Source organism: Frondihabitans sp. PhB161 (assembly GCF_003814635.1).
GTDB lineage: Bacteria > Actinomycetota > Actinomycetes > Actinomycetales > Microbacteriaceae > Frondihabitans.
The window spans coordinates 840,120-862,461 of sequence record NZ_RKQW01000001.1 but is presented as its reverse complement, the minus strand read 5'-3'; the positions used below and the strand labels follow the sequence as shown (position 1 = coordinate 862,461).

The following is a 22,342-nucleotide window of genomic DNA, read 5'->3' as shown; positions in this document are numbered from 1 at the left end:
CTCCGCCCGCGCTCTGCGGGCCGATCAGAAAGACACAAACCCTTCATGACTATCGCTAAGACCGGGGCCGCTTTCGGCCTCGCCGCGTTGACGCTCGCGTCGTCGCTCTCGCTCGGGGCTGCTGCTAGCGCTGCGCCCGCGGCCTCCGAATCCCGTTCCAATCAGGTCATCGGCAAGCTGATCACTATCAACTACGGCGGGGCCGAGGGGACCCCGGGGAAATACTTCGTGCCTCAAGAGCTTCGAGCTGGCCAAAACGTCACGGGAATGTCGAAAAATACCCTTGCTGAAGCAAGAGCAGTGGCCGTCGACTTCAGCATCCCGGCAGTCGGCTCGGAAGGTCCAATTCGCGGCACAGGTGCGGCCGAAAATCTGTGCGTGGTGGGTTCTGTAACCGGTTCCGTTCCCAAAGTTGCCACCTGCGACGGATCCGAAGCCCAGCAGTTTCGCTGGGGGGATGTTGCAAACGAGTATTCATCAGGGAAGGGCCTAGTCGTGAAGCTCAGCACCACGACTACCCCGCTTTACTTCGGCGCCAGCGCCCAGGGGAACCCGACATCCGCCTATTTTCAGGGGCGAGGGTCCGCAGATTCGATCACGCTCCTTGATGAATTCAAACCCGCCTTTTCCGCCGAGGCGACCAGCGTCGACGTCTACAACCGAACCGCGACGATCAAGGGCCAAGCGGTCCCGGGTGCGCGTGTGGTGATCGGGAACAAGGAGATCATCGCCGACTCCGCGACAGGTGAGTGGACGACCACCGTCCGCAACCTGGAGATCGGTGAGAACACGTTCGAGATGGAACAGTTCGACGGCAACGAATCGCTCGGCAAATCCAGCTTTGTCGTCGATGTGAAGACCACACCCTTGAGCTTCAAGGTCACCGCCACCAGCATCAAGAACAACACTGCCGACGTCGAGATCACCGGAACCCCTGGTGCCACCGTCGAGTACCAAAACACCGACGTCTCCCTCGGCCGCACCGGCACCGCGACCGCCACCGTCCGCGGCCTCGCCCTCGGCTCCAACGACGTCACCTTCGAGCAGTGGATCGACTCGAAGTCAGTCGGCGGGCCGAAGACGTTCACCATCATGATGACGATCGCCGACCTCACCGTCGAGCACAAGTTCGGGGCCAACAACAACGAGAACGTCATCCTCTCTGGCAAAGCCGAGAGCGCCGCCCACATCACCATCCTCGATGAAAACGGCGACAAGACCGAGACCGACGCCGACCCCAAGGGCAACTGGTCCACCCCCGTCACCGCCCCCGGCGCTGGCACTCAAACCTTCGAGGTGTTCCAGACCATCGGCGACGCCAACAGCCTCGTCCGCGAAGTCGACGTCAACTACGGCAACCCGGTCGAGATCCTCACCCCCCGCAACAACAGCGACACCGACGGCGGCACCCTCCACTTCACCGGAGAAGGTCAGTCCCTTGCGAACATCAGCCTCCACGAAAACGGCACCCGCCTCGCCTCCTTCCAGGCCCTCAACTCCGGCAACTGGAGCCGCGACATCACCGGCGTCAAGGGTGACTATCAGCACACCTACACCGCCCGCATGCTCTCCAAAGGCAACCTGACCACCGAAGAGACCATCACCGTCAACCCCGACAAACCCGAAGAGGCCGAGGCCGCGACGTTCGAGGTCACGAACCCGAAAAACGGCGGAGAAGTCACCCTGGCCGACGGCAAGGCCTCCCTCGAAGGCACCGCACGAGCGGGCGCCAACGTTCAGGTGATCTTCGGCGGCAACGTCGTCGGCAGCGCCACCGCCAGCGACTCCAACACCTGGCAGACCCTCGCCACCCTCCCCGCCGGCACCCACAACGTCCGCTTCAAAGTCACCACCGCCGGACAGCCAGCCGAGAATCACTACCGCACGATCACCGTCAAAGCCGAACAGGGCACCCAGTTCGAACTGACGAACCCGAAAGACGGCGGCGAAATCACCCAGGTCAACGGACTCGTCGACTTCACCGGCAAAGCAAAGAAGAACACCTCCGTCGAGATCTGGTCCGGCAGCACCGTCGTCGCAACCGGCCTGACCGGCACCACCGAAACCTGGACCGCGAAGGGCGCCAACCTCCCCGTCGGCACCCACCTGCTCCGCGCCAAAGTCAACACCAACGGCATCGTCCAGAACGTGTTCTTCACCATCACCGTCAAAGCCGAACAGGGCACCGCATTCGAGCTGACGAACCCGAAAGACGGCGGCGAAATCACCCAGATCAACGGACTCGTCGACTTCACCGGCAAAGCAAAGAAGAACACCTCCGTCGAGATCTGGTCCGGCAGCACCGTCGTCGCAACCGGCCTCACCGGCACCACCGAAACCTGGACCGCGAAGGGCGCCAACCTCCCCGTCGGCACCCAGATGCTCCGCGCCAAAGTCAACACCAACGGCATCGTCCAGAACGTGTTCTTCACCATCACCGTCAAAGCACCCACCGGCACCGTCCACGACTTCGAACTCACCACCCCCGGAGCAGACGGACACGTCGACTCATTCGTCCAGAACGGCGCCAACCTCGCCACCTTCAAAGGACTCGGCGCCACCGGCGGGCACGTCGAGATCTGGACCACCGGGAACATGGCAACCGACCGCCTCGTCGCCATGGCCAACGTCGACAACCAAGGCAACTGGCAAGCCACCGGCGGCATCAGCAACTGGACCTGGAACCTCGAAGCCCGCTACACCCTCGGTGGCACGACCACGGTGACCCCCTTCACCGCCACCATCACCGCCCCCACCAAATAACACCGGCGACACCCCACCGCACCACCCACCCCGCCGGGCGGAGCCAACAGAGCTCCGTCCGGCGGGACCGTCACTCGCAGGAAGCACCTCATGCCACAGACCCCGATCGCGGCCGCCCTCGCGGGCCTCGCCCTGCTCGCCACACTCACCGGCTGCACCACGTCCACCCCGACCGCAGCTGACACCTCGACCAGCACATCCAGCCCGACCAGCCCGTCCAGCACTGCAAGGACCACACCGCCCGCAACTGCGACCCCCGAGGTCGAGCTTCCGGCCAACATCAACACCTGCGTCGATGGGCAAGCCCTCATCAACACGACGAACAAGACAGCCTCGCTCCCCGACGGATGCGACACCGTCTTCGTTCAAACCGAAGACGCCACCATCGACCTGGGCCCCACGAAAAAGCTCATTTTCGAGGGGCACGGCAACACCGTCACCTACTCCGGCGAGGCTCCCGAAATCATCGAAGCTGGCGAATTCGTCGGCACGAACACGGCAGTCGCCAAATAGCACCGCGTCACAAGGGCGCCTCCCCCGGGAGGCGCCCTTCAGCGTTCCAGAGCACAATGAACCGATGATCACAGCCGCTCTCGCCCGGGCCCTCCGCGACGCGGGGCTCCGCTGGCGCCCCACGCCCGGCGATCGATTCGCCATCGACGGCGACGAATTCGCCGACGAGGTCTTCACCATCAGCGAGATGACCATCGAGGCACACGACTACTCCGGCGGTACGGTGCTCGGCTTCAACGGCACCACCGAGTGGGCGCTCGACTCGGTGGCGGCCGACGACTCACTCTGGCTTCCTCGAGAAGACCAGCTGCGGATCCTTCTGGGCCCGTCATTCCGCTCACTCACCCACCAGGGCACCGACTTCACCGTCGAGACCCGGCTCGACAACTACTCGGCGACCGACGCCGAAAGCGCCTACGCCCTCGCCCTGCTCGACTACATCAAGTCGAGCCTCGAGATCAGCCCCGACGAACCGACGCCGTGACCGTGAACTTCGGGTTGCGCGTCACCTGACGCGTCTCGCCGACGACCTCCTGGAGGGTGTCGCGGTGCTTGAGGTGCGAGTTGTAGACCGTCCAGAGCTCGCCACCGGGCTTGAGCACGCGCGCGGCGGCCTCGAAGAGCTTGAGCGCGACACCCGGCTCGACCGCGGCGTCGACGTGGAACGGCGGGTTGAGCAGAACCAAATCGAAGGATCCGTCGGGCTGACTCGCCAGCGCATCGTCACGCACCACGGTCACCCGCTCGGCCGCTCCATTCGCCTCGGCAGTGGCTCGCGTCGACGCCACCGCCGCTGCCGACTGGTCGCTTGCCACAATCTGCGCCGACGGCCGCGCGACCGCCGCGGCCACGGCGAGCACACCCGACCCGCACCCGAGGTCGACGATCGTCTCCGCCCCGGGCACCGCCTGCGGCAGCACCTCGAGCAGCGCGCGGGTGCCGATATCGATCTTCGCGCCGGCGAACGTGCCGCCGAACGCTTTGATCTCGAGCCCGAGGTCGTCGTGGCGCTGAGTGCGCGGCCAGGTCGACACGACGGGCGGAGAGACGGGCTCGGACGCCGTAAGCACACGCGACTTCTGGCGGGCCAGGCCGGCGTAGAGCACCTCGAAGTGCTCGCGGAGCACGTCGTTCATGGTCGTGGCCATGTGCTTGAGACGGCCGCCCGCAAAGACGACGACCTCGGGGTCGGCGTGACGGGCGATGAGGCCGGCGATCTCGTCGAGAGCGGCGAGGCTGCGCGGCAGCTGCAGGAGCACGACCCGGGCGCCCGCCACCAGGCTCTCGTCGAGCGCGTGCTGGGTGTAGGTGCCGGCAAGACCCGCCTCGTCGGCGTTGAGGCCGAGTGCGAGTTCGCTGACGAGGGGATCCTGGTGCACGCGAATGCCAGTCAGGCCGTGGAGGGCCGCCGCACCGAGAGTCAGGGCTCCGTAGTGGTCGCCGATGACGACGACCTGGCCTGCGGAGGCCGCGCCGAGCGCGGTTGCAGCCTCGTCGAGGAGGAGACGGTCGGTCGCGTCGACGGCGACGAGGTTCGCGGCTTCGAAATCGGGGCGGCGGCGGAGGTCGGCGAAGTCGAAAGGCATGATTCAACCCTAGGGGGCGGCCGGGCGACGCCCGACTCAGGCGACGACGTCGACGAGGGTCCCCTGCCCGGCGATTCGGAATCGCGGCGGATCGACGGCCCGGGGCGCGGAGGGATCGGGTTCGACGAAGAAACCGCCGCTGCCAACCATGCGGCCCCCGATCGTCGCCCCGGCCATCGCCCACACCTCGCCGTCGTTTCGGGAGATCTGGCCGGTGACCGTGCCGGAGATCTCAAGCAGAGCACCGGGGTGGACGACGATCGAGCCCGTGCAGGTGCCGCTGAGAAGCACATACCCGCCCGGTTCGATCGTGAGCTTGTCGGCGACGGCGCCACGGAGATCGAGCGACCCTCCGTCGCAGACGAGCGCACCCCGGAGCGCCGTGCCGGTGAGGACGAGCGGCTCTTCGACGACGAGAGGATGAGAGACAGCCCCTGACAGCTTCTTCATGGACGAACTCTAGGAGTGCGCTGCCGTGGTGTCGAGGGGTAGCGGGAAAAGGCCCAGTCGACAGCCGCGAACGGCGTAATTCTGTATTTTCAATGAAGTACTTGACAGATAATCAGACGCCTAGAAGAGTTAACGGACCATCCGCACCTTTCTCAGGAGAGATCCATGCCTGTCCCGATCGTCAGCTCCCCGTCCAGCCCGCGCATGCTCATGCGCGACAAGATCCGGCACGAGATCCGTCGCGCGATTCTCGACGGCACCTTCACTCCCGGCGAGCGCCTGTCCGACGACGAGCTCGCCGAGTGGCTCGGGTGCTCGCGCACGCCCATCCGGGAGGCCCTCAACGATCTCGAGCACGCCGGCCTGGTCGAGGTCATGCCGAACCGCTACACCCGGGTCGCCACACCGCGAGCCGAGGAGGCATTCGAGGTCGTTCAGACGCTCGGGGTGATCTTCGGCGGGGCCGTGCGTCTCGCCACGCCACTTCTCGCGGATGACGTACGGGCGCGGATCCTGGGTTCGATCGATTCGTGCCTGGTCGACCTCGAGCGACGCGATGTTCCCGCGCTCAACGTCCACGCGCTCGCCACGTTCGACCTCTTCGTCGAGCAGTGCGGCAACAGCCACCTGATCAAGCTGAGCCACGACACGAGTGCCGGGCTGGCCTTCAAGCTGCGGCTGCCCAACCTGGTGCGCATCTTCAACTGGCCCGATCTCACGCAGTCGTTCCGCGACCTCCGATCCGCCGTCGAGGCCGGCGACGCGATCGCCGCCGAGCTCGCTGCCGAGCGCTTGCATCAGCTGCCCGTCGAGACTCCTGGGCACGGGCCCGTCAGCTCGGAACGGCCGCTCTCCCGCCGAAGCGCGTGAGGTAGATCGCCGCGGCCGCTGCGGCCACGGCTGTCATCGCGGGCGCAAACGACCCCGACAGGGCGAACGACACTGCGAGCGCAACGACCGCGACGATCAGATCGGCCAAGACTGTGGCCCGCCAGCCTGCCTTCGACCGGTGCTTCGGCGTGATGACGAAGAGGGCCCGACGCCCTATGACGACCCGGACGACCGAACGCAGGGTGGTCCAGAACATCGAGCTATAAAGCGCGAAGGCACGCCCCAGGAAGATGGCGCCGGCCAACGGCGTCGCCCGGCTCGTGCGCCGCAGGGCCTCGGGTATCAGCGGAGCGAGGCCACTCGCGGCGAGCCCGAACCCGACCCACATCGAGAAGAGCGGAACACCGAGCGACGACGTCACGAGCGACGTCGCGAACAAGAAGAGCCCGAGAAGCGAGCCGAGGGGGATCATGACGAGCTCGACGAGAAGGTCGAGCTTCTCGGCCGGAGTCATGCGCGACCGCAGGGCGGGAAGGGCGAACAGGCGAATCAGCTCGGTTGCCCCCTGAACCATCTTGCCGTGCTGCTTTTTGAAGGCGTGATAGTCGATGGGAAAGTCTTCGACGCTGACGATGTCGGGGGCGTACTGCACGCGGAATCCGGCCTCGCGCGCTCGGATGGTGAAAGCCACGTCTTCGGCCACGACCTCGGGGAACCCGCCGGTAGCTCGGATCACGGCATCGTTCAGCAGGGCTCCGCGACCCATGAACATCGAGAAGCCGACAGCGGAGCGCGAGAGCTGGTTCGTGGCGACGTGGGTGCCGAGCATCGGCGCGAACTCGCTGGTGAACTGGGTCTCCCCCGACTTCGCCTCGTGGCGCCCCTGGACGACGCCGATCCGATCGCCGGGCCCGCCCGCAGCGAAGTGATCGAGTGCTCGCTCGACGAAGGTCGGCTGCAGAATCTCGTCGCTGTCGAGGATCGCGTAGTGGTCGAATCGAGGACCCGACCGGAAGAAGTTGTTGAGGTTGCCCGCCTTGAAGCCACGTTTGGCCTCGCGCCGCACGACGAGGGCATCCAGCTCGGCTGCTAGGAGGTCGACGGTCGCCCGCGCCTCAACCGACGACGAATCGTCGAGAATCACCACCGTCACATCGTCGTGCGTCTGCCGAGCGGACTGACGCAGGGCCTCGGGGTTGACGTCGTCGGCGGTGCAATAGAGCAGCGCGACCCGGGAAGACGACGCCGACGACTCGGGAACAGAGGCAGCACGCGCCCGGCGGAGGGGCCGCCGAGCGAGGAAGAACGCATAGGCGCGCAGCCCACCCAACCAGACCGTTCCGATGCCGAGCCCGAGCGGAACGGCGACGACGACATCGATCGGGTCGAGCGGCTGACGGACGACGAGGATGCCCGTAATTGCCAGAACGCACAGCGCGACCCAGGCAATGACGTTCGCGGCGAAGTACACGTGCGACACGACCTTGGCAAGGCGACGGGTCGGGCCATTCTGCCGGGTCGTGGTCCCCTGGTGGCCCGCAAGGCCGTCGTGAACCACGGGCTGTGACTGCGTGAAGGGCATGCTTTGATCCTAGGCCGACAGGTATTTCGAATTTTCATACCCTTGGCTGATTTCCGAGTCGATCTCAGGTCCCATTCCAGAGCGACCGATAGAACGCTGTTCTCTGCGCGTCGGGCTTCACACCATAGGCCTGCAGAAAGACATCGTCCCAACCCGGCCCGTAGTTCCACCCGAGACTCATCGTCGCCACCGCGATGTCGGCCCAGCGATCAGCGACCCCCAGCGCATCCAGATCGACATGGCCTGCCCAGCTCCCATCGTCGGTGATGAGGGTATTGGGGGCGCACGGGTCGCCGTGACAGACCACCAGACGATCGACGGAAGGCACGGGGCCGAACGGGAGAAGCGCAGGATCCTTCGTGGTCGCCTTCTCAGACCGCGCCAGTCGCGTCTCGACCGACCAGTCGAACGGGCACTCGTCGACCGGCAGGCCGTCGTGTAGCCGCCGCAGGCCCGTGCCCAACGCCGCGACCGCGCGCTCCGGCTCGGCACGCCACCGTGCGTCGACCGCGCTGCGGCCCGGGAGCCCCTGCGTGACGAGCCAGTCGGCATCGGGGTCTCGGCCCGAGGCGAGCACCGTCGGCACCGGCGTGAACGAACGCGCCCATCGCAGGCGCTCCTCTTCGGCGCGGAGGTCGAGGCCGCGGCCGTGAGGCGCCCACTTCGCGAAGCGACGCGTTTCGCCGTGCCCGAGTTGGAAGGTCAGGCCACCCACCTCGTTGAGCCAGACCGGAGTGACCTCGGCGCCGGCCGCGAGTGCCTCGACCCGGGGTGGCACCGGAACGGGGCCGCGTGGCAGCTGAGCTATCTTCACCACACCATGCTTGCAGGCCGAGCCCGGCTCTCCAAGCGCGCGAGCGGAGAGGAACGGCTAGACGCGAGCCGGAGTCGATGGACGGAGACTTCTGACACTCACTCGCTTCAGACCGAGAGCGGGTTTCTCGACGACGAACCACGAGCCGAGGGCCAACACGAGAGTGATCGCGACGAGGAGGAGCATCACGAACCACTCCCCCGAGAGGCCCGCCCAGGCCAGCAAGGCGATCACGAAGGAGTGCCAGATGTAGATGCCGTAGCTGAGGTCGCCGATTTTGTTGCTGATACCCCGAAAGACCGCGGGGGCCTTGAGCCCGACGAAGAGGATGAGATAGCCGAGGGGCGCCGCGACGAGGGCGGACTTGAACAGGCCGTAGACCGACTCGACAGCCGGCATCGGGCCGAGCGTGACCAAGCCGAAGTAGATCGCCGCCGCCAGGAGGGCGAAGCCGCGCTTGAGCGGGATGCGACTGCCGTAGTGCGCGAGCAGGATGCCCACACCGAAGTACGAGCCGCGCTCGAGGAACGTGTGATGGAGCACATTGCCGACAAGGCCACCCATCGCCCCCGAGATCACGCCGCACCCGACCGTGACGACGAAGTACGGCACGAGTATCTTCGCAAGGCCCCAGCGGCGGATGGCCACGACCAGCAAGGGCACGATCAGGTAGAAGCTGCACTCGGCAGGGATCGTATAGAGCGGGCCGTTGATGACACCGTTGCCGATGCCCTGGAAGAACGGCGGGTGGTAGTTCGGCAGAAGGGCGAGGAAGGCTCCGAACCACACCACCAGAGGGAACGTCAGCAACTGCTTCGGCGAGACGGCGCCGACGAGGAGGAAGAGCACCGGGGCCAACACGGCGAAGGCGAGAAGCGCGGGCGCGATGCGGAGATACCGGTTGATGAAGAACGTCTTCCAGCCGATGCCCCGACTCGCCAGACTCTGGGCGGACGAGTAGACGAGCAGACCGGAGAGTACGAAGAAGATCGCGACCCCGTCGAAGAGCCCCGAAATATGGAAGCCCTCTCCGAAGCCGAGACCGGCGTGGCCGTGCTGGAAGACGACGACGAGGGCCGCGAAGAGCCTCAGGGCGTCGAAGCTGTTGGCGCGTGTGACCACGCGGCCGGCAGAGCGAGTCTGCGTTGCCATTCGACACCCCCTCGAACACCTGACGATTATTCTATGAAGAATATCAGATTTCGAGAGAGTACAGAAGGGTTAGTTGTGTGGCCGCCAGAGCACGACAGCCGTCGGGCGCTGAGGCCGCGCGCCATGCCGAAGAGGAACGGCACCGCCGTGTTGCGATGCCGCGAAGACGCGCGACCCCGGCCGGTTCAGTAATTCGTCGGCCAGAGCCGATTCGAGCTCGCGGACCCGCGACTGAAGTGCGGTGACCTGATTCTCGAGCTCGAGGATCCTTTTGATCCCTTCCAGGCTGACACCCTCACCGCTCAGCCGTGAGATCTCCCGCAGCTGATTGACGTCGCGCATCGAATACCGCCGAGACTTGCCGGCCGTTCGGGTCGGGGTGACGAGCCCCAGCCGGTCATACTGCCGCAGCGTCTGCGGATGCATCTCGGCGAGCTCGGCCGCGACCGCGATCGCGAAGATCGGGGAGTGTTCATCCATGGCGGGCCTCCGCGTCGGTTCGGTGGACGTCTGTTGCAGGACTGGTCGCTACTGACGCGCTCGATCGAGCAGGTCGCTCCGGGGGTTCTCGCCGGGAAGCGCCTCGGCCAGAGCCTCGACGGCCTCGCGAGCCCGGTCGCTGAGGTGCGAGGGAACCGCGACCTGCACGGTTGCCAGCAGGTCTCCCTTGCCGTCTTTCGCGTCGACGCCGCGCCCCTTCACCCGCAGGACGCGCCCGCTCGGAGTGCCCGGAGCAACGCGCAGCCGGACCGGCTCGCCACCGAGCGTCGGAACCTCGATGGTCGCCCCGAGCGCCGCCTCGGCGAAGGTCACGGGAACGTCGAGACGGAGGTTGAGGCCGTCGCGCTCGAAGATCGGGTGCGGTCGCACAGCCACCGTCAGAACGATGTCGCCGGATTCACCGCCGTCGGCACTCGGCTCTCCGCGGCCACGGAGGCGGATCTTCTGGCCGTCGTGCACGCCCGCGGGGATGCGCACCTTGATCGGCTTGCCCTGCGCCTGCGTGAGAGTGATCGTGTCGCCGCCGATGGCGGTGCGGAAGTCGAGCGTCGTGGAGGCAACGATGTCGCGACCCTTGGTGGGCCCGCCGTAGCCGCGGTAGCCGCCCGAGGTCTGCCCGAAGCCGCCGCCGCCGAACATCCCGCTGAAGATGTCTTCGAAGCCGCCTCCGCCGCCACCCGAGGTGCGCCGGCCGCCGCCCTGCTGGCCGAACATGCCGCCGAAGACGTCTTCGAAACCGCCTCCGCCACCACCCTGAGCGCCTGACCCGGCCGTGAATCGGGCCCCCGACCCCATGGCGCGGATCTGGTCGTATTCTTTGCGCTGCTCCGCGTCGGAGAGCACGGAGTGGGCCTCGGAGATCTCTTTGAACTTCGCTTCGGCCGCCGCGTCGCCCGGGTTCGAGTCGGGGTGGTACTTGCGGGCGAGCTTGCGGTAGACCTTCTTGAGCTCGGCCGGGGTGACGTCTTTCGAGACGCCGAGAACGGCGTAGAAGTCTTTGTCGAACCAATCCTGGCTGGCCAAGGGGCGCCGCCTTTCGTGTGTTTCAGAAGTCTGCTGGTTCCAAGTATGGGCGGCGGGCCCCCGAGGGGACCCGCCGCCGGTAGTGCTGGTGGTGCTAGGCCGGGACCGAGACGGCGACCTTGGCCGCCCGAAGGACTCGGTCACCGAGGGTGTAGCCCGGCTCGATGACGTCGGCCACGGTGTTGACCGCGACGTCGGCCGTCGGGAGCTGGACGATCGCCTCGTGGATCTTCGGGTCGAACACGTCGCCCTTGGCACCGATCTGCGTCAGCCCGAAGCGGTCGAAACCGCCGCGGAGCTTCTGCGCGATGACCACCATGGGCCCATCGGCGAGGTCGCCGTGCTGCTCGGCACGGCTGAGGTCGTCGAGGGCCGGCAGGACCGCCCGGACGACCTCGGCGATCACGGCGTCGCGGTTGGCTTCGCGGTCACGCTCGACGCGCTTGCGGAAGTTCACCAGCTCGGCCTGAGCACGGAGCATGTCTTGGCGCATGTCGGCCACGAGGTCGACCGACGCCTGATCGAGGATGGCCTCGTCTTCGGTGCTCAGTTCGACATCAGGGCCCTCGGCCTCGATGAGCTCCTCCGCGCCGTCGACGTCGGCGGTGCCGCCGTCTTCGGAGGGAGTCGCCTCACCGGGCTGCGGCTGGTCGGCGGCGGGCACGGTGGGCTCCTCGTCGGGAGCGCCGTTCTTTTCGTCAACCATCGGCTACTTCTTGTCGTCTTCGTCGTCGACGACCTCGGCGTCGACGATGTCTTCGTCGTCGCCCTGAGCCTGGCCGTCAGCCGGCTGCTCGTCGGTCGGTGCCGAAGCGGAAGCCTGGTCGGACGCGTAGAGCGCCTGACCGATCTTCTGCTGCGACTCGGAGAGCTTGTCGACGGCCGGCTTGATGGCCGCCTCGTCGTCGCCGGCGAGAGCCGTCTTGAGCGCGTCGACGTCGGCCTGGACCTCGGTCTTCACATCGGCGGGAAGCTTCTCGTCGTTCTCCTTGAGGAGCTTCTCGATGGAGTAGACCATCTGCTCGCCGTTGTTGCGGACCTCGTTCGCCTCGCGGCGAGCCTTGTCTTCGGCGGCGTGCTCTTCGGCCTCGCGGACCATGCGATCGATGTCGTCCTTCGACAGCGACGAGCCGCCCGAGATGACCATCGACTGCTCTTTGCCGGTGCCCTTGTCTTTCGCCGACACGTGCACGATGCCGTTGGCGTCGATGTCGAAGGTGACCTCGACCTGCGGGATACCGCGGGGCGCCGGAGCGATACCCGTGAGCTCGAAGGTGCCGAGGTTCTTGTTGTCGCGGGTGAACTCGCGCTCGCCCTGGAAGACCTGGATCGCGACGGACGGCTGGTTGTCGTCGGCCGTGGTGAAGGTCTCGCTGCGCTTGGTCGGGATGGCCGTGTTGCGCTCGATGAGCTTGGTCATCGCGCCACCCTTGGTCTCGATACCGAGCGACAGGGGCGTGACGTCGATGAGGAGGACGTCTTTGCGCTCTCCCTTGAGGACGCCGGCCTGAAGGGCTGCTCCGACGGCGACGACCTCGTCGGGGTTGACGCCCTTGTTGGGCTCCTGGCCACCGGTCAGCTGCTTGACGACCTCGGTCACGGCGGGCATGCGGGTGGAACCACCCACGAGCACGACGTGCGAGATGTCGGAGACCTTGACGCCGGCCTCCTTGATGACGTCGTTGAACGGCTTCTTGGTGCGGTCGAGGAGGTCGGAGGTCCACTGCTCGAACTGCGAGCGCGAGATCGTCTCGTCGAGGTTGAGCGGGCCCTCTGCCGTCAGCGTGAGGTACGGGAGCTGAATGCTCGTCGAGGTCGAGGAGCTGAGCTCCTTCTTCGCCTGCTCCGCGGCCTCTTTGAGGCGCTGCTTGGCGATCTTGTCGGTCGAGAGGTCGACGCCGTTCGCGTCTTTGAACTTCTTGATCAGGTGCTCGACGATGCGGTTGTCCCAGTCGTCGCCGCCGAGGCGGTTGTCGCCCGAGGTCGAGCGCACCTGGATGGTCGAGAAGTCGTCGTCTTTGCCCACCTCGAGGAGGGAGACGTCGAAGGTTCCGCCACCGAGGTCGAAGACCAGGATGAGCTCGTCTTCTTTGCCCTTGTCGAGGCCGTAGGCGAGAGCGGCGGCGGTCGGCTCGTTGATGATGCGGAGCACGTTGAGGCCCGCGATCTCGCCGGCCTCCTTCGTCGCCTGACGCTCGGAGTCGTTGAAGTAGGCCGGGACGGTGATGACCGCGTCGGTCACGTCTTCGCCGAGGTACTGCTCGGCGTCGCGCTTGAGCTTGCCGAGGATGCGCGCCGAGATCTCTTGCGGGGTGTACTTCTTGTCGTCGATCTCGACCTTCCAGTCGGTGCCGACGTGACGCTTGACCGACGCGATGGTGCGGTCGACGTTGGTGACGTTCTGGCGCTTGGCGGTCTCGCCGACCAGCACCTCGCCGTCTTTGGTGAACGCCACGACCGAGGGGGTCGTGCGAAGACCCTCGGCGTTGGCGATAACGGTGGGCTCGCCACCTTCGAGGACGGCCACCACCGAGTTGGTGGTACCGAGGTCGATTCCTACTGCACGTGCCATGTGGCTGTTCTCCTTCGTCGTGCGGGTGCTGCGCAAGGCAGCCGAACAAATCTGAGGATCGGGGTTGAGTCCGACTGGCTCAAGTTTACGCATCGACTTCTCCGCGTCAAGTCGAAGTGTCAAAACTTGAGCAACACAGACTCAACTCTAAGGAAAGCCCCCTGCTTGACATCAAGGAGAGCAAATATTACATTTCTATGCGAGCATGCTCGATGCTCTGCGCCCGATCCCGAGGACGACATGACTCCCCTGCACCAGGCCCACCGACACGTAGGAGACCTCGCCAATAGGGTCTCCAACCGACTCCTCCGACTCCAGCACGAGCGCCACCTCGACCTTCTCCAGCCGGGGGCCTGGAGCGACTTCCGCGGCCTTCTCCCAACCAGCACCGCATTGGTCGGCTGTCGCGGAGTCGAGCGCGCCGCCACGACCGTTCACCTCCTTCTGCCGCCGCTCACGTCGGCCTCGGTCTTCGCCGGAGTGAGAACGGCCGTCGTTGCCGGTGCCGGCCTCGCCCACCGCCTCGGGCTCGACCTCCGGATCATCACCTTCGCACCCGATCCCTCGCGCCACACGCGCGCGGCCGTGACGAACCTCGTACATACCGAGACGGATCTCGCCCGAGAGCGAGTCTCGTTCCGCGGCGGCTGGACCCTCTCCGGCACCGACTTCTCCACCCGCGACATCTGGGTGCCGACCTACTGGAGCACGGCGCACGCCGTCGACGTCGCGTGCCGGGTCGGCACGATCGACCCCGCCCGAGTCGCGTACCTCGTGCAGGACTACGAACCCGACTTCCTCCCCAACTCGACCGAGGCGAGTCTCGCGGCGGCGACCTACGAAGCGGGATTCCGGCTCGTGGTCAACTCGCGCCCGCTCCACGCCTTCCTCCAGACGCAGATCGGATCCCTCGCCGACGACGCTGCGGTCTTCCGCCCCGAGCTCGACGTGGCCCGTCTCCGTGAAGCAGCCGAGAGACGCTCTCGCACCGGCACAGCGCGAGTGGCCTTCTACGGGCGGCCCGGCAAGCCCCGCAACGCCTTCTCCCTGGGGGTCGCGGCCCTCCGGGTCGCCAACCGACAGCAGAAGACCGGTGCGATCGACTACACGTCGGTCGGCCAGCCCCACGCCACCATCGACCTCGGCGGCGGCACTCCGCTCCGCAGTCGAGGTCAGCTCTCCTGGCAGGGCTGGTTCGACTTCCTCGCCGAGACCGACGTGCTCCTGAGCCTGCAACTCACGCCGCACCCGTCCCACCCCCCACTCGACGCAGTCGCCTCGGGCGGGAGGGCCGTCACGAACGAACTCGGAGGCACGCGGGGCCACCTGAGCCCAAGGCTGATCGCGGCGCCGAGCGACCCGAGCGACCTCGGCGCGGCAGTGGTCGAAGCCTGCGAGCGGGCGAGGGCAGACGATTCCGAGGCGACCTACGACGGATCCTTCGTCGAGTCGTTAGGGCGACCCCTCGGGTCGGTCCTGGACGAGCTGGCGACGAGTCTGACCTAGCCGACGCGGCCCACCGGCGGTCTGCCGAGAGACGCGTGAGGGCTGCCGCGACGAAGGGATCCGGACCGTGGCCCCCCGGCCGGTCGATCGGTTTCCCCCCAGTTGGCGCGGCAGCCCCTCTGAGCGTCTCGATGATTCGGGCATCGAGGTCGGCGTCTCTTCCGACGACATCAGAATCGCACCAACCCATTCAGTTCGACAGAATCACATGTGCTGGCACCCGAACGGGGGGTATGCCCACCGAGCTGGGGGTTTTCTCCGAAATCGACGAACCCTAGACTTCGTGCAGGAGGACCGATGAGCAACCCGATGCCCGCCGACCGCACCGAAATCAACGACAGCCTGCGCCTTCCCGTGCTGCGCGTCGCCCTGGTCGAAGACCACGAGATCGTCGCTGTCGGCTTCGCCGAACTTCTGCGACAGTACGCCGACATCGACGTGGTGACCGTGGCCGCGACCGTCCGCGAACTCGATTTCGTGGCCGCCCCGGTCGACCTGGTCGTACTCGACCTCCGGCTCGGCGACGGCTCGAGCGCCACGGACAACATCCGGCAGCTCGCCTCGGCGGGGATCGACGTGCTGATCCTCACCGCGGCGGAAGACCCGCAGGCCATCCGCGACGCCGCGAAGGCGGGAGTGCTCGGGATCGTCCGCAAGTCGCAGCCCGTCGACGAACTGGTCGAGGCGATCCGCGCGGCCGCGAGCGGCGAGACGGTCGCCGGCCTCGACTGGGCCGCCGCGATCGACGGCGACGCGGGGCTCGCCGATGCCGGGCTCAGCGCCCGCGAGCAGGAGATCCTCGCGCTCTACGCCTCCGGCGAGAAAGCGCAGTCGGTGGCCTACCTGACCGGCCTCTCGAAGTCGACGGTCGCCAACTACGTCTCGAGGATCCGGGCGAAGTATGCCAACGCCGGGCGCCCCGCCCACACCAAAGTCGATCTGCACCGGCGCGCCGCCGAGGACGGCCTCATCGGCGGCGACCTGCCCGCGCGCCGACAGTGACGACCCCGGCTCCTCGCGGCGGATCGGCCCTCGACGACGCGGGCGAAGCAGAACGCCGCGTCCTCCGCATCATCTACCTCTCGATCGGCATCGGGGGGCTGGTCTATCTCGGCGTCGGCTTCGGCAAAGCGGCGGCTCAGATCGAAGCCATGGAGCACGGGTGGGCCCTCGTCGCGTACCTGCTCGCGGCCGGCGGCCCGGTCGTGCTCGCGACGACGTCTCTCTGGTTGCCGCTTCGGATCCTGAATCGGATCGCGGGCGCGTACGCGCTCGTGTTCCTGGTCGTGATGGTCACCTTCCCCCTCTTCGCCCGGCCACCCCTGCCCGACGACGGTTCGCCCTGGACCAATGACCTCATGGCGATCCCCGCAATCGCCCTCGCCATCGGGGCGCGCCAGCGGACGATCTGGCCGTACGTCGTCGTGACCGGCATCACCTCCGGCGTGATCCGCTCCCTGACGGCGCCCGACGAGGGACTCGCAGTCGCGGGGCTCGATCTGCTCTACAACACGTTCTTCGACACGGTCTTCGTCGCGATCACCCTGGTCAGCCGATCGAGCGCGCGCCGATTGGACGAGGCCGCCGCCGCCGCGCAGCTCAAGACCTCCCGGGAGGCGGAGACGACCGCCCGGGTGCAGCAGCGGATCCGCATCGATGCTCTCGTGCACGATCATGTGCTGTCGGCCCTGCTCATCGCCTCCCGCGCCGACGACGTGCCGACCCCGGCGCTCCGCACCCTCGCCGCGACCACGCTCGCGACCCTGAGCGAAGACGCCCTCCCGCCAAGCGAGCTGCTGAGCGGCGACGAGTTCGTGGGGCGACTTCGATCGTCGGTCTCGTCGCAGTCGAGTGGAATCGAGTTCGAGATGTCGGTCGACGAGGCACGGATTCCCTCCGATATCGCTCAGGCGCTTCTCGAGGCGACAGCGGAGGCCCTTCGCAACTCCCTCCGGCATGCCGGGCAGGGCCGAGTGGAGGTCACTCGACGCGTCAGCGTGCGAACGGCGACCTCGGGCATCGAGATCGGCGTGACGGACGACGGCGTCGGATTCAACAGCCGAAGGATCCCGCCGGAGCGCCTCGGGGTGCGTGTCAGCATCCTGAACCGCATGTCCACTCTGCCCGGCGGCTATGCCGATGTCGACAGCGGGCGCGGCAGCGGCACCCGCGTGACGATCGGCTGGCGGTCGGAGATGACCTCGTGACGTCCAGCGCCCCGTCGTTCCTCCGCCTCACCGGGGCCGCGACGACACTCCTGTTCGGCCTGTTCGCGCTGACCCACATCGCCGTGGCCCTCTACGGCCTCCCGCAGGACACCGTGCCGGCCCTGACGCTGGTGGCCCTCGCGTGCATTCTGCTCGCGGGCTACCTCGTCACGCTGCCGGCCGAAGAGCCCTTCCCGCTGCGACTCACGCTCGTCGTGGTCGGCCTGACGACGCTCGGCTCGCTCAACGCCTGGAACCTGCCGGACCGAGGCTGGCCGGGCTGGGCGACCTGGCACTGGGGCGCGGTGTCGTTCGTGCTGTTCCTGCTCACCCTGAGGGGCCGGCCGGGATGGACCTGGATCGGCTTCGGCATCATGACCGGCCTGACGATCGTCTGGAGCGTCGAGGTCGGCCGAGGGGCAGCCGCCGGCATCGGCTTCGTAATCCGCTCCGCCGCCCTCGTGCTCGTCGTCTGGCTGTTCTCGCTCCTGCTCAGCCGCACCAGGAGGGCGATCCGGCGACTGCAGCGGATCGAGCTCAGCCGTGTGCGCTCCGAAGCGGCGGCCACCGCAGCCCTCGAAGAGCAGAACACCCGGCTCGAGCAGCTGCGTCACCTGGCCACGCCGGCGCTCGAACGGCTCCTCTCGGCGGAGCGGATCACCGAGGACGATCGGCAGGCATTCGCCCTCGTCGAAGCGGGGCTGCGGGATCAGCTCCGGGCCAGCAACCTGGCGACGACTCGCGTGACGGACGCGGCGACCCGGGCTCGCGCCCGCGGCATCGATGTGTCGCTGCTCGACGACCGTCACGGGGCCGAGGTCTCGGAGAGCGTTCGCGAGCGCGTCGAGTCGGTGGTGGTCGAGCACCTCGACGCGGCAACCGGGGGCCGGGTGGTCGCACGCCTCCTGCCCGAGGGCCGAGACTCCGTCGCCACCGTGCTCGCCTCCGACGGGGAATCCACGACGCGCGTCGCCATCCCCGAGGAATGACGCCGAGGGTGTTCCGCGCCGATGGGGTATCGCCGACACCGTTCATCCGGCCGCGGTAGCGCCCTGGCTCCCCGACGGGATATCGTCGCGACATGACTCAGGCGACGCTGGCTGACACCACCCCGGTTCCGCGCCGGCGCATCGTCTCGTGGGCGCTGTGGGACGCCGGCTCGGCGGGCTTCAACACGATCGTCATCACGTTCGTCTTCTCGACCTACCTCGCCTCCAACTCGTTCGTCTCCCCCGACATCGTGGCGGCGGCAGGCTCCAACGCCTCGAACGCGGCCCTGGTCGCCGCGAAAGCGCACAACGCCTCGGTCGTGTCGACGGCACTGACCGTCGCGGGGCTGCTCATCGCGCTGCTCGCCCCTCTCCTCGGACAGCGCTCCGACGGAACCGGCAAGCGAAAGCTCTGGCTGGGCGTGAACACCGGCATCGTGATCGTGGTCATGATCGCGATGGTGTTCGTGGCGCCGATCCCCTCGTACCTGCTGCTCGGGGCGTGCCTGCTGGCTCTCGGCAGCGTCGTGATCGAGTTCGCCAACGTCAACTACAACGCGATGCTCGTGCAGGTGTCGACCCCGAAGAACGTCGGGCGCGTCTCGAGCTGGGGATGGGGCGCCGGCTACCTCGGCGGCATCGTGCTGCTCGTGATCCTGCTCGTGCTGTTCATCCAGAGCTTCGGTGTCGAGGGGCACGCGGGACTGCTCGGCCTCGACTCGTCGATCGCCGGCGGCGTGTGGACGGTGCGATTCGCGATCCTCGCCTCGGCGGCCTGGTTCGCCCTGTTCGCCGTGCCGCTGTTTCTCGCCGTTCCGGAGATGCCGCCGACCGGCCCGGCCCGGGAGCGCCTGAGCGTGCTCGGCTCGTACCGACGCATCGGCCGGACGATCGCCGAGCTCTACCGCAAGAACCCGCAGGTGCTGCTCTTCCTGGCGGCCTCCGCCGTCTACCGCGACGGCATCGCGGCCGTCTTCACGTTCGGCGCGATCATCGCGGCGGTGGTCTTCGGCTTCACGCCGACCGAGGTGCTCTACTTCGCCGTCGCCGCCAACGTGGTCGCCGGCACCGGGGCCTTCTTGGCCGGGCGTCTCGACGACCGCCTCGGCGCAAAGACGATCATCGTCGTCTGCGTCGGAGGTCTCGTGGTGGCCGCCGTCGCGATCCTCTTCGTCGGTGACGGCAAGGCGGGGTTCTGGGCCTGCGGCCTCTTCCTCTCGCTGTTCGTGGGCCCGGCCCAGTCGTCGAGCCGCTCGTTCTTGGCCCGGGTGACCCCGCCCGGACGCGAAGGCGAGATCTTCGGGCTCTACGCGACGACCGGCCGCGCCGTCAGCTTTCTGGCGCCGGCCCTGTTCACACTGTTCGTCACGCTGACCGGCGACACCCGGTTTGGGGCGATCGGCATCGCCATCGTGCTCACTGTCGGGCTGGTGCTCATGACTCGGGTGCACGCGACGCAGCGCGCGATCGACTGAGCCGCTGGGTCGGTGCTGGCCGGGCCGGCCGGGCCGGCTGCGCTGGCCGCCGCGTGCCGAGTGCCGCCAAATGCTCGGCGGGCTGCCTATCGGACGGCATTTGGCGGCATTCGGCGAGCCGAGGAATACGTCGGTCGGCGCCAAGTGTCGCCGCCGTGCTCGCGGGAGGTGGCACCCCCGTCGAGACGTTTTGCGCGGCGTCAAATGTGACGCGGATCGAAGCGGGCGGGCGTGCCGCGGTGGCGGCTAGTTCTTCGTGGTGTCGGAGATTGCGGCGGTGACGAACTCCGTGAAGGTGAGCTTCGTGCCGTCCCAGGCTTTGCCGTTGACGATCACGGTGGGGGTGCCGACGAACTTCTTCAGGTCGCTGCCCTGCATCGCATTGTCGCCGGCTCGGGAGGTGGCATCGGCCACCCAGCCCGCGAACTCGCGGTTGTCGATCGCCTTCTCGATGCTCTTGAGGTTGTCGATCCCCGTGACGTCGCCGGCAACGGACTTGAGTCGAGCGTCGGAGAGACCCTCGGAGTTTTCGGCCGGCTGGGCCGCGAAGAGAGCCTCGTTGAACGCGAAGTACGAGTCGGGCGAGTAGTTGGCGACCGCGGCGGCAGCGTTCGCCGCTCGAGTCGAGTAGTCGGTGCCCATCGATGCCCGGTCGAGGATCGCGACCGGGTGGTACTCGATGGTCGCCCCGCCCGACTTCACGAGACCTTTGATGTACGAGCCGTTCTGCCGCTCGAACGCTCCGCAGTTGGGGCAGAGGAAATCGCCGTAGAGGCGGATGTGAGCGACCTTGTCGGTCAATGGCGTCTTCGTCGGGGTGGGCTCCTGGCCGGCCGCGAGGGCTGCCGTGCGCTCAGCCACGAATCCCTTGCCGATGACGATGCCGTCGCTCGCCATGTTGCGCGACCCGGGGCCCGCCGGCTTGATGCCTGTCACGATGACGAGCGCGACCACCGCGACGAACGCCACGATGCCGACGAGAATGCCCGATCGGACGAGCAGCTTGTTACGAGCCTCGCGCTTCTTTTGCGCCGCCGTGGCGGCCCGGGCACGCTCGCGCGCGGCTTCGCGGCGTTCGACCTTGGTGGGGTGGGCGGGATTCGGCACTGCGTTCTCCTCGCGATCGGGGCACGGTCGGAGAAGAGGATACAAATATTACATGCCGAAACACTGGGGGGGTCCGCACCGCTCCGTCTCAGCCGAGCGCGTTCGCCTTCGCCACCTCGCCGTACCAGTGCGCGCTCGGTTTCGGGGTGCGCTCGAACGTCTCTTTGTTCCAGGCGATGAGCCCGAACGTCGGCCGGAATCCCGAGGCCCACTCGTAGTTGTCGAGCGCGCTCCAGTGCTGATATCCGAGCACGTCGACCCCCTCCTCGATCGTCTGGTGGATGCCCTCGAGCGCTCCCTGCGTGTAGGCGATTCGACGGTCGTCGTCGGCCGTGGCGATGCCGTTCTCGGTGACCATGACGGGCACGTGCTCGCTGAGCTCCCAGGCGGCGCGGATGCCCTCGGCGGCGGCGGGCGGATAGAACTCCCACCCGGTCAGCGTCGTCTCGAGCCCCTCGGCGACAGGGCGAGGGCCCTCCGGCCCGATGAACGTCTGCGTATAGGCCTGCACCCCGACGAAGTCGTCTTCGCGGGCGTTCTCGAGGTACCAGTCGTCGCGGGGGTAGGCGTACTCGCGGAGCTTCTCGGCCGCGCCGGGTTCGTCGACGGCCTTGAACGCCTGCGTCGCGACGGTCCAGCCGGTCTTCAGGCCGGACACCTGCGACAGCACCTCCCGCGAGCGCTTGTGCGAGGCCAGGAGGGCGTCGGCCACCTGCAGGTCGGGATCGGGCAGGCCGTGAGCGACGAGGTTCGACGCATCCTCTCCCCCGGCGAGCATGGCCGCGATGTTGGGCTCGTTGATGGTGCAGACGTAGCGCACGCCCTCCGACACGACCGGCAGGGCGGCCTCGGTGTAGCGGGCGAAGAGGTCGGCCGCGTCGCTCGCGCGCCAGAAGCCGTCGCGCTCGAACCAGCGCGGCACGGTGAAGTGCATGAGCGTGACGATCGGCTCGATGCCGAACTCGTGGCAGGTGTCGACCATGCGACGGTAGTGATCGAGCTCGGCTCGCGAGACGAACCCGCGCTCGGGCTCGATGCGGGCCCACTCGATGCTGAACCGGTAGCTATTCAACCCGAGCTCCGCGAGGGTGCGGATGTCGTCGCGGAACCGGTGGTAACTGTCGGCCGCGTCGCCCGAGGGCTCGACGATCGAGGTGCCCGGTGTGTGCTCGTGCACCCACCAGTTGCTGTTGACGTTGTTGCCTTCGATCTGGTGCGCCGCGGTGGCGGCACCCCACAGGAAGCCATCGGGGAAGGTGAGCACGGGTGCT

Annotated in this window: 20 protein-coding genes; 9 read left to right on the top strand and 11 right to left on the bottom strand. The window is 67.3% G+C overall.

Going from position 1 to position 22,342, the window contains the following annotated elements:
• Nucleotides 1–45 precede the first annotated feature (45 nt).
• The 3 genes from EDF39_RS04220 to EDF39_RS04210 all read left to right on the top strand — a co-directional run bounded on the left by EDF39_RS04220 (nt 46) and on the right by EDF39_RS04210 (nt 3,760).
• Nucleotides 46–2,763 carry a hypothetical protein gene (locus tag EDF39_RS04220; protein WP_123940746.1) on the top strand — a complete coding sequence of 906 codons (2,718 nt, stop codon included), beginning with the start codon at nt 46–48 and terminating at the stop codon, nt 2,761–2,763.
• A 90-nt stretch (nt 2,764–2,853) separates the two neighbouring features.
• Nucleotides 2,854–3,276: a DUF3060 domain-containing protein gene (locus tag EDF39_RS04215; RefSeq protein WP_123940744.1), complete on the top strand. Its 423-nt coding sequence runs from the start codon at nt 2,854–2,856 to the stop codon at nt 3,274–3,276.
• Nucleotides 3,277–3,340: 64 nt separating this feature from the next.
• Nucleotides 3,341–3,760, top strand: a complete 420-nt coding sequence (locus EDF39_RS04210) for a pilus assembly protein CpaE (protein WP_123940742.1) — start codon at nt 3,341–3,343, stop codon at nt 3,758–3,760.
• On the opposite strand, the gene EDF39_RS04205 is transcribed toward EDF39_RS04210, so the two are convergent.
• Nucleotides 3,735–4,862 carry a class I SAM-dependent methyltransferase gene (locus tag EDF39_RS04205; RefSeq protein WP_123940740.1) on the bottom strand — a complete coding sequence of 376 codons (1,128 nt, stop codon included), beginning with the start codon at nt 4,860–4,862 and terminating at the stop codon, nt 3,735–3,737. The two genes, EDF39_RS04210 and EDF39_RS04205, sit on opposite strands and share 26 nt — an antisense overlap.
• Nucleotides 4,863–4,898: 36 nt before the next feature.
• Nucleotides 4,899–5,312, bottom strand: a complete 414-nt coding sequence (locus EDF39_RS04200; protein WP_123940738.1) for a hypothetical protein — start codon at nt 5,310–5,312, stop codon at nt 4,899–4,901.
• Between the two features lie 165 nt (nt 5,313–5,477).
• Between EDF39_RS04200 and EDF39_RS04195 the strand changes: the two genes are divergently transcribed.
• Entirely contained in the window at nt 5,478–6,182 is a 705-nt protein-coding gene (locus EDF39_RS04195; RefSeq protein WP_123940736.1) for a GntR family transcriptional regulator, read from the top strand.
• Here EDF39_RS04195 and EDF39_RS04190 read toward each other — a convergent pair.
• The 7 genes from EDF39_RS04190 to dnaK form a co-directional block, all read right to left on the bottom strand.
• Nucleotides 6,145–7,725 carry a glycosyltransferase gene (locus tag EDF39_RS04190; protein ID WP_123940734.1) on the bottom strand — a complete coding sequence of 527 codons (1,581 nt, stop codon included), beginning with the start codon at nt 7,723–7,725 and terminating at the stop codon, nt 6,145–6,147. The two genes, EDF39_RS04195 and EDF39_RS04190, sit on opposite strands and share 38 nt — an antisense overlap.
• A gap of 64 nt (nt 7,726–7,789) precedes the next feature.
• Complete coding sequence (locus EDF39_RS04185; RefSeq protein WP_233572962.1) at nt 7,790–8,539, bottom strand: aminoglycoside 3'-phosphotransferase; 750 nt, start codon at nt 8,537–8,539, stop codon at nt 7,790–7,792.
• Between the two features lie 57 nt (nt 8,540–8,596).
• A complete protein-coding gene (locus EDF39_RS04180; protein WP_123940732.1) occupies nt 8,597–9,691 on the bottom strand; it encodes an acyltransferase in 1,095 nt (364 codons plus the stop codon).
• 69 nt (nt 9,692–9,760) lie between these two features.
• Nucleotides 9,761–10,171, bottom strand: coding sequence for a heat shock protein transcriptional repressor HspR (locus tag EDF39_RS04175; protein ID WP_055961177.1), 411 nt, complete (start codon nt 10,169–10,171; stop codon nt 9,761–9,763).
• A gap of 48 nt (nt 10,172–10,219) precedes the next feature.
• Nucleotides 10,220–11,215, bottom strand: coding sequence for a DnaJ C-terminal domain-containing protein (locus EDF39_RS04170; protein ID WP_055961180.1), 996 nt, complete (start codon nt 11,213–11,215; stop codon nt 10,220–10,222).
• Nucleotides 11,216–11,309: 94 nt separating this feature from the next.
• A complete protein-coding gene (locus tag EDF39_RS04165) occupies nt 11,310–11,921 on the bottom strand; it encodes a nucleotide exchange factor GrpE (protein WP_233572961.1) in 612 nt (203 codons plus the stop codon).
• A 3-nt stretch (nt 11,922–11,924) separates the two neighbouring features.
• Nucleotides 11,925–13,787: a molecular chaperone DnaK gene (gene dnaK / locus EDF39_RS04160; protein WP_055961183.1), complete on the bottom strand. Its 1,863-nt coding sequence runs from the start codon at nt 13,785–13,787 to the stop codon at nt 11,925–11,927.
• 240 nt (nt 13,788–14,027) lie between these two features.
• Here dnaK and EDF39_RS04155 point away from each other — a divergent pair, with 240 nt between their 5' ends.
• The 5 genes from EDF39_RS04155 to EDF39_RS04135 all read left to right on the top strand — a co-directional run bounded on the left by EDF39_RS04155 (nt 14,028) and on the right by EDF39_RS04135 (nt 19,964).
• Complete coding sequence (locus EDF39_RS04155) at nt 14,028–15,293, top strand: hypothetical protein (protein ID WP_123940730.1); 1,266 nt, start codon at nt 14,028–14,030, stop codon at nt 15,291–15,293.
• Nucleotides 15,294–15,590: 297 nt separating this feature from the next.
• Nucleotides 15,591–16,295 carry a response regulator transcription factor gene (locus EDF39_RS04150; RefSeq protein WP_055961189.1) on the top strand — a complete coding sequence of 235 codons (705 nt, stop codon included), beginning with the start codon at nt 15,591–15,593 and terminating at the stop codon, nt 16,293–16,295.
• The gene (locus EDF39_RS04145; RefSeq protein ID WP_123940728.1) at nt 16,292–17,500 is read left to right on the top strand and encodes a sensor histidine kinase; all 1,209 of its coding nucleotides are present in this window, start codon (nt 16,292–16,294) and stop codon (nt 17,498–17,500) included. The genes EDF39_RS04150 and EDF39_RS04145 overlap by 4 nt, the downstream gene beginning before the upstream one ends.
• Nucleotides 17,497–18,489, top strand: coding sequence for a hypothetical protein (locus EDF39_RS04140; protein WP_055961194.1), 993 nt, complete (start codon nt 17,497–17,499; stop codon nt 18,487–18,489). Before EDF39_RS04145 ends, EDF39_RS04140 begins: the two co-directional genes overlap by 4 nt.
• A gap of 92 nt (nt 18,490–18,581) precedes the next feature.
• Entirely contained in the window at nt 18,582–19,964 is a 1,383-nt protein-coding gene (locus EDF39_RS04135) for an MFS transporter (RefSeq protein WP_123940726.1), read from the top strand.
• Nucleotides 19,965–20,210: 246 nt separating this feature from the next.
• On the opposite strand, the gene EDF39_RS04130 is transcribed toward EDF39_RS04135, so the two are convergent.
• Nucleotides 20,211–21,071, bottom strand: a complete 861-nt coding sequence (locus EDF39_RS04130; RefSeq protein ID WP_123940724.1) for a thioredoxin domain-containing protein — start codon at nt 21,069–21,071, stop codon at nt 20,211–20,213.
• A gap of 88 nt (nt 21,072–21,159) precedes the next feature.
• A complete protein-coding gene (locus EDF39_RS04125) occupies nt 21,160–22,335 on the bottom strand; it encodes a glycoside hydrolase family 1 protein (protein ID WP_123940722.1) in 1,176 nt (391 codons plus the stop codon).
• Nucleotides 22,336–22,342 lie beyond the last annotated feature (7 nt).